This window comes from Oribacterium sp. HCP3S3_B9, from assembly GCF_052064255.1.
Classification (GTDB): domain Bacteria; phylum Bacillota; class Clostridia; order Lachnospirales; family Lachnospiraceae; genus Oribacterium.
The window spans coordinates 58589-73342 of record NZ_JBQHVY010000001.1 but is presented as its reverse complement, the minus strand read 5'-3'; the positions used below and the strand labels follow the sequence as shown (position 1 = coordinate 73342).

The window sequence follows — 14754 nt, the reverse complement described above, 5'->3', positions numbered from 1 at the left end:
AGAAATAGGATTTGGCTGAGGAGAGGATATCAAACAGATAAATAATGTTCTTTAAATTTATTATATATAACGAGGGTGGGAGAGAATGCAGAGAATGCTCATTATATTATTACTGTTGACTATACCAGCCATTCTTGCAACTATATCAAGGCACGAAAGAAGTATACTGATGCCGGAAAGATACAGCTTCTGTTCCAGCCGTATCCGACGGCCGCATCGCTTTGTTTTCCTCTCGGATCTTCATGAGGTTGAGTTCGGAAAGGATAATCAGCGCCTGCTGGAAGCGATCGACGCAGAGCATCCGGAGTTCATACTGATCGGCGGTGACTTCATCCGCTGTCATAAGGTCCGGCCATGGACAGGCCATCGACACCAGGACAGTGTCGAGGTGAGCTGCCGCTTTCTGGAGGCCATCCGGAAGCGCTATCCGACCTACTATGCCATCGGAAACCATGAGGCACGATTGCGGGAGAAAGCCGGAATCGTGCGTTGCACGAGTGGGGCGAAATATGATACATATATACAGGATATGGCCCGGGCAGACTATGCACGACTCGAGGAAGCGCTGAAGGGCGTCCATGTACTGGATGATGACTGTGTGGTGCTCGATGAGCTCGAACTCAGTGGACTGACCCTGGATCTCAGCTACTTCCGGAACATGCTGACGCACCCGCGGAAGCCGCTTCGGGAAGAGGAGATCCGCGCGAAGGTCGGTACGCCGGACCGATCGAAGTTTTCGATCATGCTGCTGCATACGCCGATGTATGGGCATGAGGCACTGCGACATGGAGAGGATCTGGTCCTCAGCGGTCACTACCATGGCGGTACGATCCGGATTCCAGGGATCGGCGCGCTGATGACGCCGCAGTTTCAGTTTTTCGTCCGGGAGTGCGCCGGCATCTTCCGGGAGGGAGAGGGCATACTGCTCATCAATCGCGGACTCGGTACACACTCGATCAACATCCGCATCAACGATAAGCCGGAGATCTCCGTGATCACACTGCTGCCGGAAGGCACCGGCCCTGCACAGGAAAAAGAATGGCACAGGAATTAAGATTTAAACTGGAAAAATTTGAGGGTCCGCTGGACCTGCTGCTGCATCTGATCGAGCGCGATAAGATCGATATCTTCGATATCCCGATCGTGCAGATCACGGCAGAATATATGGACTACATCACGACGATGGAGGAGGAAGATCTCGATCTCGTCTCGGATTTCCTCGTGATGGCGGCGACGCTTCTCGAAATCAAGTCGCGCATGCTGCTTCCGAAGGAGGTGGATGAGGAGACCGGTGAGGAGGTCGATCCGCGTGCAGAGCTCGTTGCGCGTCTGCTCGAGTACCGGAAGTATAAGTACATGGCAGAGCAGCTCGAAAACCAGGAGGATCAGGCAGAGCTTTACTTCTATAAGCCGCCGACGATCCCGAAGGAGGTTGAGAAATATGTACCGCCGATCGATCTCGATGCACTGCTGAAGGATGTGACCCTCGAACGTATGCGGAAGATCTTCGAGGATGTCATGAAGCGGAGAGACGAGTCGGTCGATCAGGTACGCTCGCGCTTCGGTGTGATCAAGCGGGAAAAAATCTCGCTGGAAGGCCGCATCCGCGATGTGCTGAAGTATGTCCGCGGTCATCATCGCGTCTCCTTCCGGCATATGGTGGCGGAGAAAAAGGATAAGATGGAGGTCGTCGTCAGCTTTCTGGCGATCCTGGAGCTGATGAAGATGGGCCGCATCACGGCCGTACAGGAGCAGCCGTTCGGTGACCTCGATATCGCAGAGGTGGAACGCCCGGAGGGCTCGGATGACGAGCTCGACATGAAGGGACTGGAGGATTTTGACTGATGGAAAAGGAAGAGCAGAAGACGAGGGCGGAGGATACGACGGTGGAAACAGCGACGCCGGCCACCACGGCAGATACCGGCACCGCAGCAGCACAGGAGGACAATGCCTCCGTCGGACTCGATGCGGAAACACAGAAGCTGGCCGAGGAAATCGATCAGGAGTTCTCCGCAGATCTTCTCGAGGAGGAGCGCATCGTCGAAGCGCTGCTGTTTACGATGGGACGCTCCGTCGGCCTCGATGAGATCGCGACGGCCCTCAATGCAGGAAAAAAGATCGCGCAGGATGCGGTCGAGCGGCTCATCGCGAAGTATGAGGAACGCAAGGGCGGCATGGTGATCAGGCGGCTCGAGAAGCGCTACCAGATGGCCGCGGATCCGGACTGCTATCCGGCACTCATCCGTGTGGCGAAGCAGCCGAAGAAACCGGTACTGACCGACGTCGTGATGGAAACCCTGTCCATCATCGCCTATAAGCAGCCGGTCACGAAGGCGGAGATCGAGCGTATCCGTGGTGTCAGCTCGGACCATGCGGTCAACCGTCTCGTCGAGTATGGGCTCGCGTATGAGGTCGGACGCCTCAATGCACCGGGACGACCGGCGCTCTTTGCGACCACGGAGGAGTTTCTCCGTCGCTTCGGCGTGAGCTCCATCCAGGAGCTTCCGGACCTGAATCCGGAGGTCGAGGCAGAGATCAAGCAGGAGGTCCATGACGAGGTCGTGGATATCATGGGCCATGCCGAGGAGGCAGCGCCGGAAGAAGGAACGGCAGACAGCGGGGACGATACGCCGGCAGATGCCGGCGGAGGATCACAGTGATTGAACCTCGCATGTATACAGCGTACAGCTCCGCCTCAGATCAGATGAAGGCGGCTTCACAGGAAGGACAGCATGATGGAAAAAACAATGCGTATCAAATATCATTCCGATGAGATCGAGAAGCTCGAGTACATCGCCGGAAAGAGCGACTGGATCGACCTCCGTGTCGCAGAGAACGTCACCCTGCAGAAGGGCGAGTTCCGCCTCATCAGCATGGGCATCTCCGTACAGGTGCCGGACGGCTACGAGATGCTGCTCGCACCGCGCAGCTCGACCTTTAAGAACTTCGGCCTGATTCAGACGAACTCTCTCGGTATCATCGACGAGAGCTACTGCGGTGATCACGACATCATCCGGATGCCGGTGTATGCGACCCGCGATACCGAGCTGCATGTGAACGACCGGATCTGCCAGTTCCGCATCCTCGAGCATCAGCCGCACATCGTATTTGAAGAGGTGGACGCCCTCGGTAACCAGGACCGTGGCGGCTTCGGCTCCACCGGGAAGAACTGAGGTGCAGGTGATGCATATGCTTAAGCCAATGAAGACGGCCGCATGGGTCGGATGCGTGGCCCTGCTGCTGACCGGCTGCGGAAACAGGGTGGAGGAGCTCCGCCTGCAGGGCATCGATCTCGTGGAAAAAGGAAAATATGAAGAGGCGATCACGACCCTCGATGAGGCGATGGAGCGAAGCAAGGGCCGGGTCGGTGCCGAACAGTATGACATCCTGCTGTATAAGGCGGAAGCCGAGTACATGCTCGGTGACTATGATGCGGCCCGGAAAATCATCGAAACCCTGCGTGAGGTGAATGGAGATCAGGAGGTATATCTCCAGTTCCAGACACAGCTCGACGCGCGACAGTACATCGAAAGTGCGACGAAGGCGCTGAATGACGGTGATATGGACGTGGCCCGCGAAAGCCTCGACCAGGCGAAGGCCGCCGGCCTCACGAATGATAAGGACTACCAGTTCGATGAGCTCGTGTACCTCGAGAAAACGGCACAGTGGACGGAGGCCTACGAGGCGGTCCAGACCTTCCTCGAAAACTATCCGGGGGATGCGGATGCGACCCGCGAGCTCGCGTTTCTGCGGACCCGGATCGATGAGCTCTCGGCGAACACGGCTGCCGGCGGCACCGGTGTCCCGTCGACGACCGGCTGAGAAGCACGCGGTCCGACTACGGATGTGACAGACCTCTGTCGGCACTTCCCGTGTCGGTATCTGCTGTTTTCGGGCGGATTTGCTGTAATTTTACCGAATACGGACGCAGAACATATATCGATGTTTGACAGCCTGATGCTTGCATGCATCAGGCTTTTTGATTATACTTTTTTTGTTTTGTTTGTGTTCACACCGTTAGGAGGATCTCGCTATGAAATCATACACGAAGATGACGAAGGACGAGCTCGAGAAGGAGCTTCACGAGCTGAAGAAGCAATACGAGAAGTATCAGGCGATGGAGATGAGCCTCGATATGAGCCGTGGTAAGCCATGTAAGGAGCAGCTGGATCTCAGCATGGGCCTGATGGATGCACTGACCAGCGGCTGTGATATGTACTGTGCGGACGGTACCGACTGCCGTAACTACGGTGTACTCGGCGGTATCGAAGAGGCGAAGGAACTGCTCTCGGATATGATGGAGAACAACCCGGACAACATCATCATCTATGGAAACTCTTCACTGAATGTCATGTATGATTCCATTTCGAGATCGATGACCCACGGCGTTATGGGTTCCACGCCATGGTGTAAGCTCGATAAGGTGAAGTGGCTCTGTCCGGTACCAGGCTACGACCGTCACTTCAGTATCACCGAGTATTTCGGCATCGAGATGATCAACGTCCCGATGACACCGACCGGCCCGGATATGGATATCGTCGAGAAGCTCGTGAAGGAAGACGACGCCATCAAGGGCATCTGGTGCGTTCCGAAGTACTCCAACCCGCAGGGCTACAGCTACAGCGATGAGACCGTGCGCCGGTTCGCACGTCTCCAGCCGGCTGCACGTGACTTCCGTATCTACTGGGATAACGCTTACGGTGTACATCACCTCTATGATAAGAACCAGGATTACCTCATCGAGATCCTCGCCGAGTGTAAGCGCGCGGGTAATCCGGATATGGTCTATAAGTTTGCCTCGACCTCGAAGATCACCTTCCCGGGTTCCGGCCTCGCAGCGCTGGCGACGAGCTCGAACAACCTGGATGATATCCGTAACCAGATGAAGCACCAGACCATCGGATATGATAAGGTAAATCAGCTTCGTCATGTGCGTTTCTTCAAGGATATCCATGGCATGATCGAGCATATGCGCAAGCATGCGGATATCATCCGTCCGAAGTTCGAGACCGTAGAGGGCATCTTCGAGAAGGAGCTCGGGGGTCTCGGTATCGGTGAGTGGACGAAGCCGAACGGTGGATATTTCATCAGCTTCGATACCATGCCGGGCTGTGCGAAAGCGGTCGTAGACCACTGCAAGAAGGCCGGTGTAAAGCTGACCGATGCCGGCGCAACCTTCCCGTATCATCACGATCCGGAGGATACGAATATCCGTATCGCGCCGACCTATCCGCCAGTCGATGATCTGAAGATCGCGGCGAATCTGTTCTGCCTCTGTGTAAAGCTCTGCTCCGTAGAGAAGCTTCTCTCCGAGAAGACACACCAGGCCGTAGAGGTTCTGGATGCACCGGAGTCCGAGGCACCGGCACAGGCATAAATTAAAATTCCGCCGAGGGCCGTCTCAGAGGTATTCTGAGACGGCCCTCGGCGGAATTATTTGATTATACCCTGTACATCAGTTCAGGAGCTGCTTCATGATATATGCGTAGATCTCCTGATTGTTGGCGGCCCACTTCGCACACATGCGCTCGGCGAAATCCTGATCCGGAACATTGATATCGACAGAGAACAGGATGGAGCTTTCCTCCCGGACCTCCATATGCACGATATAGTTCCCGTTATCATCCTGCTCATAGTCTGTATAGTTGGAGGACTCCTGACGCAGCTTGATCTTGTTGGCCTTCAGAAACTTGTTCATATCCTCGATCGCACCCGACGAGATATCGCTGCCGAAGAGCTCCAGCGTCTCGGAGCCCTCCCGTGTGATCTCATAGCGCGTCGCATTTCGCGTCGTATGGGCGGTGATCAGGTGCGCGTCCTCCAGTGCGGATATCGCCTGCTGCAGGGTGAAGTAGGTCGTGTACTCATAATCCAGAAAGAAAGCACTCAGCTGATTGTTCGTCAGCGGGTAGTTGATGGACTTCAGCAGATAGAGAATCATCAGCTTATACAGGGTTAAAGGCTCGGTAATCATAAAATGCCCTTTCTATCGTTCTATATTTCATTATAATAACAGGAAAGAGGGGGTATTTCAATGTGACGGACCCTTTTACACATGGCTTTTCTGTGTTAAAATATACGTTCATGGAGATTTTTGATTATGAAAGAACGCATAAATAAGCTGGCCAGGGGCATCGTCGATCTGGCCTGCCCCGAGCTTCGTCTCAGCGATACGGCCTTCCACGGCATGGTCTGCGCGGGCGAGACCTTAAAACTGGATCTGACCCTGACATCTGAGAATGGCATCCTTCTGAAGGGCCTGATCTACTCGGACAGTCCATATGTGACGATTCAGAAGAATACCTTTCTCGGACTGCGTACCCGCATCAGTGCGCTCGTCGACGCACGTGCGCTGGAGGATGGCGATCATATCGAGGGGGGACTGTGCATCGTATCAAACGGTGGAGAAACACGGATTCCGTTTGCCTTCGAGGTTCGTTCCTACGCATCGGCCGAGGTGATTCCGGGCTTACGTACGCCGGAAGACTTTGTAAAGCTGTATCAGACAAACGGGGGCGCGGCTCTCCGTGTATTTGAATATGATGATTTCGTCCGTGCACCGTTTATGAACGATGCACGTTTTCGTGCGCTCTATGATGGCCTCCGGAAGGGGCCGGACAGGGTACATGCACTCGAGGCCTTTCTGTATGCCATCCGGTATCCGAAGCAGGAGACGACGACACGGATGCCTCGTGCAGAGAGTGGGTGCACGAAGGAGACATTGAACAGAGCAGACGTACCGGTGGAAGCGCTGGAGGACGCGGAGCTCATCGAGGAGGCGGCCGGCTGCTGTATACGTGCAGGTGCGACGACGGAGCTGGCGTTTCGGATCTATCAGCGGGCGATCGAGATGCAGTCACAGATCACCCGGCTGTACGAGTACTATATGTATGCGATGCCGAAGGGCTACCAGGGGCGTCTGCCACGCGAGGTCTATCTCTACTTCGCCTATGAGTACGATATCCCGGAGAACATGAAGCTGCCACTGTTCTATAACGTCGTGATGAACTTCGGCGCGGAGGAGGATATCTATCAGCGCTTCGAGAAGAAGATCCAGAAGTTCACGATCGACCAGCTGCTGAAGTCGGCCTTCGACCAGCGTCTGAGTGTGCTGTATGAGCGTATGGTCCTCGTGGATATGGTGGACGAACGGATCGGTACGGTACTGCCGGCGATTCTTCGCGCCTATCGCGTGTCGACCAGCGACCCGCGGATGCGCTATGTCGTCGTGCGCTACCTGGAGCTTCAGCGAGAGGAGCTCTATCCGCTGAAGGAGGGGAGTGCGTATATTCCGCTGTTCTTTGAGAACAGTGTGCTGCTGTTCCAGGATGCGTACGGAGACCGTTACACGGATATCAGCTATGAGAAGACCCGGATCATGGAGAAGCCGGAGCTCGAGAAGCGCTGCTTCCAGGTGGTGCCGGAGCAGCCGATGCTGAAGCTTGCCCGGGCACGGCGCATCGCACGAAATGGTATTCAGAGTGCGGAGGAGCTGCAGCTTCTCGAATCAGTGATACGCGAGATGCCACTCGCCGGACCATACCGCGCCTATCTTCTGAATGTGATTCTGAGATATCTTGATAAGCTGCGGGACTCGGAGCCTGAGCTTAGTGAGGAGGAAAAGCAGTTCCTTGCGGAGATCCCTCAGCAGGAGCTCGACCACAGTGAGCAGAAGATGCTGCTTCGGACACTGATCCGGCAGAATATGTTTGAGGAAGCCTATCGCCGGATGCTGGCGAGCGGTGAGCGTGATCTGGATCGTCCGTACCTCGAGAAGCTGGTACGAAGCCTTGTCGCCTCGGAGCGCCATACGCGTTCCGCGGAGCTCATGGATCTCGGCTACGATCTGTTTACGCTCGGTACGAAGGATAAGACGATCCTGCGTTATCTGATGGAGTACTACAACGGTCTGTCCGGGGATATGCTGGCGATTCTGCTGCGTGGACAGAAGCTGAAGGCGGACGGGCAGCGGGAGATGGCGGAACGTCTGCTGGCGCAGATGCTGTTCAGCCGGACCGAGCAGGGGCTCGACGATGTATTCGAGCTCTACCGGAGCTTCCCGGATGCGGAAAATGTGCTGCTGCGTGCCTATATCACGAAGCGCGCGGTGGATTACTTCATCGATGGTCGGGTGATCCGGGAGAAGGTGTTCTCGGATATCTATGGCATCGTGCGGGATGAGCGCTATAAGGAGCGTGTCCCGGTGATCTATCTGCTGGCGATGTCGAAGCACATGTCCGAGCAGAAGGATCTGAACGGAGAAGAAAAGCTCGTGCTTCAGGATACGATGGACTATCTGATCCGAAAGAAGCTGATTTTTGCATATACGAGAACGCTGTACCGTTTCGTGCGGATTCCGGACAGCGTGATGGACCGGTACTATATCGAGTACCATGGTCATAAGGATATCCGCCCGTCTCTGTATCTCCGTATCCTCCCGGATCAGGGGGATTACGAGGAGGAAGAGATTGTGAGAATCTATCAGAATATCTATGTGCGTCCGGTGACACTGTTTGCCGGAGAGCGCGCAGAGTACCAGATCTATGAATCTACGAAGGACCAGGTGCCGGCGACCAGTGGCAGCATCGCCTGGGACGGTACCGTGCGCCTGAAGGGAGACACCTACGATATTCTGAGCGAGATGTCTGGACTGATCGGAAAGGACCAGGATCAGGAGTTATACGAGGCCATGCACCGTTATGTTCGGAATGAAGCCGTCATCGAGGCCCTTTTCACGAAGGAGATGACGGAAGCGAAGAGTGTGGAGTAAGGAGAGCAGTTCTGTGAGTCGATATATAGGAATTTCATTGGACGATGACTATACGAATGTCTGTATCAATGATGAGACGGTAACGAAACCGCTGCCGACAGTCATCGCCAAACATAAAAAGGACGATCGCTGGACGGTCGGAGAGGAGGCCTATAAGGAAACCCTCGCCGGCTATGGTGTGATCGTCGATAAACTGGTCAGCCTGCTCGAAAAAAACGGGACGGCCACCATCTCGCGCGTGAAGTATACGGCGATCGATATCGTCTATCATTACTTTCAGGAGCTCCTCCGGACAGAGGAGGATCCGAGCGAGGAGGATCGAAGCGGAGACATCGTCGTCGTCACGATCCGAAAGGCAAGCCGCGACATGGTGGAGAAGCTGCAGGAGGCCATCCTCCGGACCGGTGTCCGGGAGGAGAACCTGCACATCATCAGCCATACGGAAAGCTTCGCGCATTTCGTGCTGCACCAGGATTCCAGCCTTTACAATCGTAAGGTGGGCATGTTTGAATTAAATAATCAGTGTCTCTGCTACTATGAGATGCATGTATCCCGCGGAACCCGTCGCTTCGCGCTGCTTGGTTCGGAGGCGGAAACGGAGGCCTTCAACCTCGATATCCTGAAGACGACCTCCGGCGGGAAGATCGCCGACCGGATACTGACGACCGTTGCGGAGCGGACACTGGGGAAGGACGCCTACTCTGCGGTCTTTCTCTGCGGGCGCGGCTTCCGGGATACGAATTTCGCGACGAACTTCATGAATTTCATCTGCAATCGTCGCCGTGTGCTGATCGAGCCGGGACTCTTCTGTATCGGTGCAGAGATTCATGCCCGGAACATCGATGAGGGAAAGAGCGAGGAGTACACGATTCTCTGCGATACACGCGTGCGTGCGGATATCTCTGCACGTGTCGTGATCAACGAGAAGGAAGAAAATCTGCCGATCGTCAAGGCCGGTACGAACTGGATGGACTCGAGAACCTCCTATGAGCTGATCGAGGACGACCAGGACTACATCGATTTTCAGGTCACCTCCCTCGCCCATCCACGTCGTCCGATCCGTCTTCGCATGATGCTCGACCTCTTCCCGAAGCGGGAGAACCGTACGACGAGGATACGCATGTCGACGGAGTTTGTGGATGCGGAGACCCTCCGCGTCACCGTACAGGATCTCGGCTTCGGTGACCTCTTCCCATCCAGCGGACAGGAAATCACCGAGGAGATCGACCTCGCGGACAAGGTTTAAATAAGGCGGGAAATATGGGCTTATTACTATGTACAAGGTGTGCACAGCACCCGTTCTACTATGAAAAACTGGATATCAATCTCTGGTCGATCCAGGAGCTTTCCTATGTGATCTACCACTATCCGATCATGCTGCCGACCGATCTCGTGGACCGGAAGCTGAGTGGCTGGATCCGTGATGAGCTGCACATGGGTATCCTCGCCGCGAAGCTCGAGCAGTACATGGGCTCCGGTGAAGGTGGAGAGCTCCAGGAACGTCTGCTGCTCATGATTCTCCGTGAGAGCAACTACTACAAGCAGCAGGAGATCAGTTACTTCGAGACCGAGTACAGGCGTCTTCGTCACATCGATCGTGACCAGTTCTATGATCTGCTCGGCGATGCATACTTTCACATGGGCCGCTATGGCCGGGCGATCGAGGCCTATACCGAGTCGCTGCACTATCAGGACAGCATGCTCGTCAAGATGAAGCTCGGCAGTGCCTGCGTGACGGTCATGCAGTTCCGCCGTGCATCGGATATCTTCGAGCAGGTCTTCGTCGAGACCGCGGCGATGGAACCGCTGCGTAAGCTCTACTTCATCTCGAAGCTCGAACCGTCCGTCAAGACGATCGAAAAGTATATCGACCATATCGATACGGAAATGCTTGCAGATTGGGAGCTTCAGTATGATAATGTACTGACACAGGCAGAGGATTCCGAGCATGTCCGCCAGATCGACGACGTCTACCAGCGGGATCGCAGCGAATTCCGGAAGGAAGCGAAGCTCTGGCTGGTTAAGTGGAAAAAGGAATACCGCGAGAAGGTATAAAAGAAGTGGCGTCTCCGCCCTGCGGAAGATCAGGTAGTGCAGACGACCGGAACACCATCACCCATCTCAGAATATAGATAGAAGAAGGAAATGATTATGAAAGAACTTGCAAAGCAGTACAACCCGGAGGAGGTTGAGGATCGCATCTATGACATGTGGCTGAAGGGCCACTATTTCCATGCGGAGGTCAACCCGAACAAGAAGCCGTTTACCATCATGATGCCGCCACCAAACGTTACCGGTCAGCTGCACATGGGCCATGCCCTCGATAACACACTGCAGGATTCCCTGATCCGCTGGAAGCGTATGCAGGGCTATGAAGCACTGTGGCAGCCGGGCAGTGATCATGCGGCGATCGCAACGGAGGTGAAGGTCACCAATCAGCTGAAGGAGAGAGGCATCGATAAGCATGCGCTCGGTCGTGAGGGCTTCCTGAAGGAGGCCTGGAAGTGGAAGGAGGAGTACGAGTCCAGAATCGTCAACCAGCTCCACAAGATCGGCTCCAGCGCCGACTGGGACAGACTTCGTTTTACCATGGACGAGGGCTGCACACACGCCGTTCAGACTACCTTCATCAATCTGTATAAGAAGGGCTATATCTATAAGGGCTCCAGAATCATCAACTGGTGTCCGGTCTGCCACACTTCCCTCAGTGATGCAGAGGTAAACCACGAGGAGCAGGAAGGTCACTTCTGGCATATCCTCTATCCGCTGGCGGATGGTTCTGGTCAGATCGAGATCGCAACCACCCGTCCGGAGACTCTGCTCGGTGATACCGCCGTCGCCGTCAATCCGGAGGATCCGCGCTATAAGGACATGATCGGCAAGATGGTGAAGCTTCCGCTTACGGATCGTGAGATCCCGATCGTCGGTGATGAGCATGCGGATATGACCTTCGGAACCGGTGCTGTAAAGATCACACCGGCACACGACCCGAACGACTTCGAGGTCGGCAAGCGTCACAATCTGCCGGAGATCACGATCCTGAACGATGATGCGACCATCCACTGCCCGGGATCGAAGTATGATGGCATGGACCGTTATGAGGCACGAAAGGCCATGGTACAGGATCTGACCGATCTCGGTCTGCTGGTGAAGGTCGTTCCGACGAAGCATAATGTCGGTACCCACGACCGCTGTGGTACCACGGTCGAGCCGATGATCAAGCCGCAGTGGTTCGTACGTATGGAGGAGATGGCGAAGCCGGCGATCAAGGCCATCGAGACCGGCGAGCTCCAGTTCGTTCCGGAGAACTACAGTAAGACCTATCTTCACTGGCTTGAGAATATCAAGGACTGGTGTATCTCCCGTCAGCTCTGGTGGGGACACCGTATCCCGGCTTACTACTGTGAGGACTGCGGTGAGATGGTGGTCGGGACCGAGGCACCGGAGAGCTGCCCGAAGTGCGGTGGACATCACTTCCGACAGGATGAGGATACCCTCGATACCTGGTTCTCCAGTGCACTCTGGCCATTTGAGACCCTTGGCTGGCCGGAGGATACCCCGGAGTACAGATACTTCTATCCGACGGATGTACTCGTGACCGGCTACGATATCATCTTCTTCTGGGTAGTTCGTATGGTATTCTCTGGGCTCGAGCAGACCGGTAAGGTTCCGTTCCATAAGGTCCTGATCCACGGACTCGTACGTGATGATCAGGGACGGAAGATGAGTAAGTCGCTCGGCAACGGTATCGATCCGCTCGAGGTCATCCGGAAGTATGGCGCCGACGCCCTTCGTATGACCCTCCTCACCGGTAATGCACCGGGTAACGACATGCGTTTCTACTGGTCGAGAGTCGAGGCCTCCAGAAACTTCATGAATAAGGTATGGAATGCGTCCCGCTTTATCATGATGAACCTCGATAAGGCAGATCTTCCGGAGACGATGCCGGCGAACCTGACCATGGCGGATAAGTGGATCCTCAGCAAGGTGAACAGCCTCGCTGCCGATGTGACCCGTAATCTGGAAGCCTTTGACCTCGGAATCGCCCTCGATAAGGTACAGAACTTCATCTGGGAGGAGTTCTGCGACTGGTACATCGAGATGGTGAAGCCACGTCTCTGGAACGAAGAGGATGAGACGAAGGCAGCCGCTCTCTGGACACTGAAGCATGTGCTGATCACGTCGCTGAAGCTTCTGCATCCGTTCTGCCCGTTCATCACCGAGGAGATCTTCGATACCCTCGAGAACCCGGAGACACCGCTGATGTGTCAGTCGTGGCCGGAGTTCAGTGAGACACTGAACTTCCAGGAGGATGAGGCGGAGATCGAGACCATCAAGGAAGCCGTACGTTCGATCCGTAATGTTCGTACGAATATGAACGTTGCACCGTCCAGAAAGGCGATGACCTACGTTGTGACCGAGAATGAGCGCGTAAGAAAAACGTTCGAACATAGTAAGGTATTCTTCGCTACCCTCGCCTATGCATCGGATGTTATAATTCAGAGTGATAAAACAGGCATCGCAGACGATGCCGTAACGGTAGCGATTCCGGATGCGGTGATCCATATCCCGTTTGCGGATCTCGTTGACATCGCAAAGGAGATTGAGCGTCTCGAGAAGGAGAAGCAGAAGTGGGAAGCAGAGATCCGTCGTTCCACCGGTATGCTGAACAACGAGCGCTTCACTTCGAAGGCACCGGCAGAAAAGGTAGAGGAGGAGCGTGAAAAGCTTCAGCGGAATACACAGCTTCTTCAGCAGGTGACCGAGCGTCTCGCTGCCCTCAGAAAGTAAACGTGGGAGGAAACAGATCATGAAACGTACACATATAGTGGGTGTCGCTCTGGCACTGGCCCTTTCGATGACTGCGCCAGTGGCAGCTATGGCGGCCGAGCACCCTGCAAGCGCGGTCGAGCTTCAGGAGGTAGCTGCGACACAGAAGAGCAAGTTCGCCTGGGAGAATACCGGGACGAGCTGGCGTCTTCTGTATCTGACACCGTCCAGCACACAGTGGACCTACGCCCATAAGTGGGTACAGATCGGTGCGAGCTTCTACTATTTCGACGAGCAGGGCGATATGGTCGAGGGCTGGTTCCAGGATGCGAGCGGCCGCTGGTTCTTCGCACAGTATGATAACATGGCCCGGAACAACCCGGATGCCGGAAAGGTCATCAGCGGCTGGGCACAGATCCGGGCGACGAACGGAAGTATGCAGTACTACTACTTCGGAAGCGATCCGACGACCGGCATTCCGAGCGGTATGTATGGAAGTGATACGGCAGGCTACTATAAGAGCTATATCATCGACGGTCAGGAGTACCAGTTTGACGCGAACGGTCACTGCGTACAGACGATGATCGGCATGGCGAAAACCTACGGACGCAATCGAACGGAAGTAAGTGATTTATAAGGATGAAGGCAGGAAGCGGATGAGGCTCCGAAAATCCGGAGCGCTCGAGGCTCCCTGCCTTTTCGGTATCGGGACAGGCAGGATATATGAAGATTAATCTGATTGTTGTGGGAAAGGTGAAGGAGAAGTACCTCCGGGATGCGATCCAGGAGTATGCGAAGCGGCTGTCTGCATACTGTGATCTCAGCATCATCGAGGTTGCGGATGAGAAGACACCGGAGCATGCGCCGGAGACGGTGGAGGCCCGGATCAAGGAGACCGAGGGGGAGCGTATCCTCGCGAAGATCAGTGATCGGAGCTATGTGGTCGCGCTCGCCATCGAGGGGGATATGCTGAGCTCCGAGCAGCTGGCGGAGCGGGTGCAGGAGCTGATGCTGCGCGGACGCTCGGACATCAGCTTCATCATCGGCGGTTCACTGGGACTTAGTCCGGCCGTGCTGAAGCGTGCGGACAGAAAGCTCAGCTTCAGCCGCATGACCTTTCCGCACCAGCTGATGCGGGTGATCCTGCTCGAGCAGGTGTACCGTGCGTTTAAGATCAATGCGCACGAGCCATATCATAAATAAAAAGGACCCAT

13 protein-coding genes are annotated in these 14754 nt (G+C 55.2%); 12 read left to right on the top strand and 1 reads right to left on the bottom strand.

The window, feature by feature from the left end:
• Nucleotides 1-169 precede the first annotated feature (169 nt).
• The 6 genes from ACTNC3_RS00340 (at nucleotide 170) to ACTNC3_RS00315 (ending at nucleotide 5377) form a co-directional block, all read left to right on the top strand.
• Nucleotides 170-1054, top strand: coding sequence for a metallophosphoesterase (locus ACTNC3_RS00340; RefSeq protein WP_410042526.1), 885 nt, complete (start codon nucleotides 170-172; stop codon nucleotides 1052-1054).
• Nucleotides 1039-1845, top strand: coding sequence for a segregation and condensation protein A (locus ACTNC3_RS00335; RefSeq protein WP_410042527.1), 807 nt, complete (start codon nucleotides 1039-1041; stop codon nucleotides 1843-1845). The genes ACTNC3_RS00340 and ACTNC3_RS00335 overlap by 16 nt, the downstream gene beginning before the upstream one ends.
• Nucleotides 1845-2660 carry an SMC-Scp complex subunit ScpB gene (gene scpB / locus ACTNC3_RS00330; protein ID WP_441226093.1) on the top strand — a complete coding sequence of 272 codons (816 nt, stop codon included), beginning with the start codon at nucleotides 1845-1847 and terminating at the stop codon, nucleotides 2658-2660. Before ACTNC3_RS00335 ends, scpB begins: the two co-directional genes overlap by 1 nt.
• A gap of 75 nt (nucleotides 2661-2735) precedes the next feature.
• Nucleotides 2736-3173, top strand: a complete 438-nt coding sequence (locus ACTNC3_RS00325; protein WP_410042603.1) for a dUTP diphosphatase — start codon at nucleotides 2736-2738, stop codon at nucleotides 3171-3173.
• A gap of 16 nt (nucleotides 3174-3189) precedes the next feature.
• Complete coding sequence (locus tag ACTNC3_RS00320) at nucleotides 3190-3822, top strand: tetratricopeptide repeat protein (RefSeq protein ID WP_410042529.1); 633 nt, start codon at nucleotides 3190-3192, stop codon at nucleotides 3820-3822.
• Between the two features lie 211 nt (nucleotides 3823-4033).
• Nucleotides 4034-5377: an aminotransferase gene (locus ACTNC3_RS00315; RefSeq protein ID WP_410042530.1), complete on the top strand. Its 1344-nt coding sequence runs from the start codon at nucleotides 4034-4036 to the stop codon at nucleotides 5375-5377.
• Between the two features lie 78 nt (nucleotides 5378-5455).
• On the opposite strand, the gene ACTNC3_RS00310 is transcribed toward ACTNC3_RS00315, so the two are convergent.
• Complete coding sequence (locus ACTNC3_RS00310; protein ID WP_410042531.1) at nucleotides 5456-5974, bottom strand: DUF4364 family protein; 519 nt, start codon at nucleotides 5972-5974, stop codon at nucleotides 5456-5458.
• 126 nt (nucleotides 5975-6100) lie between these two features.
• Here ACTNC3_RS00310 and ACTNC3_RS00305 point away from each other — a divergent pair, with 126 nt between their 5' ends.
• From ACTNC3_RS00305 to rlmH, 6 genes are all read left to right on the top strand, one after another.
• The gene (locus tag ACTNC3_RS00305; RefSeq protein WP_441226092.1) at nucleotides 6101-8770 is read left to right on the top strand and encodes a DUF5717 family protein; all 2670 of its coding nucleotides are present in this window, start codon (nucleotides 6101-6103) and stop codon (nucleotides 8768-8770) included.
• Between the two features lie 13 nt (nucleotides 8771-8783).
• Entirely contained in the window at nucleotides 8784-10016 is a 1233-nt protein-coding gene (locus ACTNC3_RS00300; RefSeq protein WP_441226091.1) for a DUF5716 family protein, read from the top strand.
• Nucleotides 10017-10030: 14 nt separating this feature from the next.
• Nucleotides 10031-10825: a hypothetical protein gene (locus tag ACTNC3_RS00295; RefSeq protein ID WP_441226090.1), complete on the top strand. Its 795-nt coding sequence runs from the start codon at nucleotides 10031-10033 to the stop codon at nucleotides 10823-10825.
• 96 nt (nucleotides 10826-10921) lie between these two features.
• Complete coding sequence (locus ACTNC3_RS00290) at nucleotides 10922-13561, top strand: valine--tRNA ligase (protein WP_410042535.1); 2640 nt, start codon at nucleotides 10922-10924, stop codon at nucleotides 13559-13561.
• A 19-nt stretch (nucleotides 13562-13580) separates the two neighbouring features.
• A complete protein-coding gene (locus ACTNC3_RS00285) occupies nucleotides 13581-14177 on the top strand; it encodes a cell wall-binding protein (protein ID WP_441226089.1) in 597 nt (198 codons plus the stop codon).
• An 86-nt stretch (nucleotides 14178-14263) separates the two neighbouring features.
• The gene (gene rlmH, locus ACTNC3_RS00280; protein ID WP_410042537.1) at nucleotides 14264-14743 is read left to right on the top strand and encodes a 23S rRNA (pseudouridine(1915)-N(3))-methyltransferase RlmH; all 480 of its coding nucleotides are present in this window, start codon (nucleotides 14264-14266) and stop codon (nucleotides 14741-14743) included.
• The last annotated feature ends 11 nt before the right edge of the window (nucleotides 14744-14754 follow it).

Coding starts and splice junctions, on each gene's coding strand:
- ACTNC3_RS00340 (WP_410042526.1), top strand. CDS start 170: ATGCCGGAAAGATACAGCTTCTGTTCCAGCCGTATCCGACGGCCGCAT.
- ACTNC3_RS00335 (WP_410042527.1), top strand. CDS start 1,039: ATGGCACAGGAATTAAGATTTAAACTGGAAAAATTTGAGGGTCCGCTG.
- scpB (WP_441226093.1), top strand. CDS start 1,845: ATGGAAAAGGAAGAGCAGAAGACGAGGGCGGAGGATACGACGGTGGAA.
- ACTNC3_RS00325 (WP_410042603.1), top strand. CDS start 2,736: ATGGAAAAAACAATGCGTATCAAATATCATTCCGATGAGATCGAGAAG.
- ACTNC3_RS00320 (WP_410042529.1), top strand. CDS start 3,190: ATGCTTAAGCCAATGAAGACGGCCGCATGGGTCGGATGCGTGGCCCTG.
- ACTNC3_RS00315 (WP_410042530.1), top strand. CDS start 4,034: ATGAAATCATACACGAAGATGACGAAGGACGAGCTCGAGAAGGAGCTT.
- ACTNC3_RS00310 (WP_410042531.1), bottom strand. CDS start 5,974: ATGATTACCGAGCCTTTAACCCTGTATAAGCTGATGATTCTCTATCTG.
- ACTNC3_RS00305 (WP_441226092.1), top strand. CDS start 6,101: ATGAAAGAACGCATAAATAAGCTGGCCAGGGGCATCGTCGATCTGGCC.
- ACTNC3_RS00295 (WP_441226090.1), top strand. CDS start 10,031: ATGGGCTTATTACTATGTACAAGGTGTGCACAGCACCCGTTCTACTAT.
- ACTNC3_RS00290 (WP_410042535.1), top strand. CDS start 10,922: ATGAAAGAACTTGCAAAGCAGTACAACCCGGAGGAGGTTGAGGATCGC.
- ACTNC3_RS00285 (WP_441226089.1), top strand. CDS start 13,581: ATGAAACGTACACATATAGTGGGTGTCGCTCTGGCACTGGCCCTTTCG.
- rlmH (WP_410042537.1), top strand. CDS start 14,264: ATGAAGATTAATCTGATTGTTGTGGGAAAGGTGAAGGAGAAGTACCTC.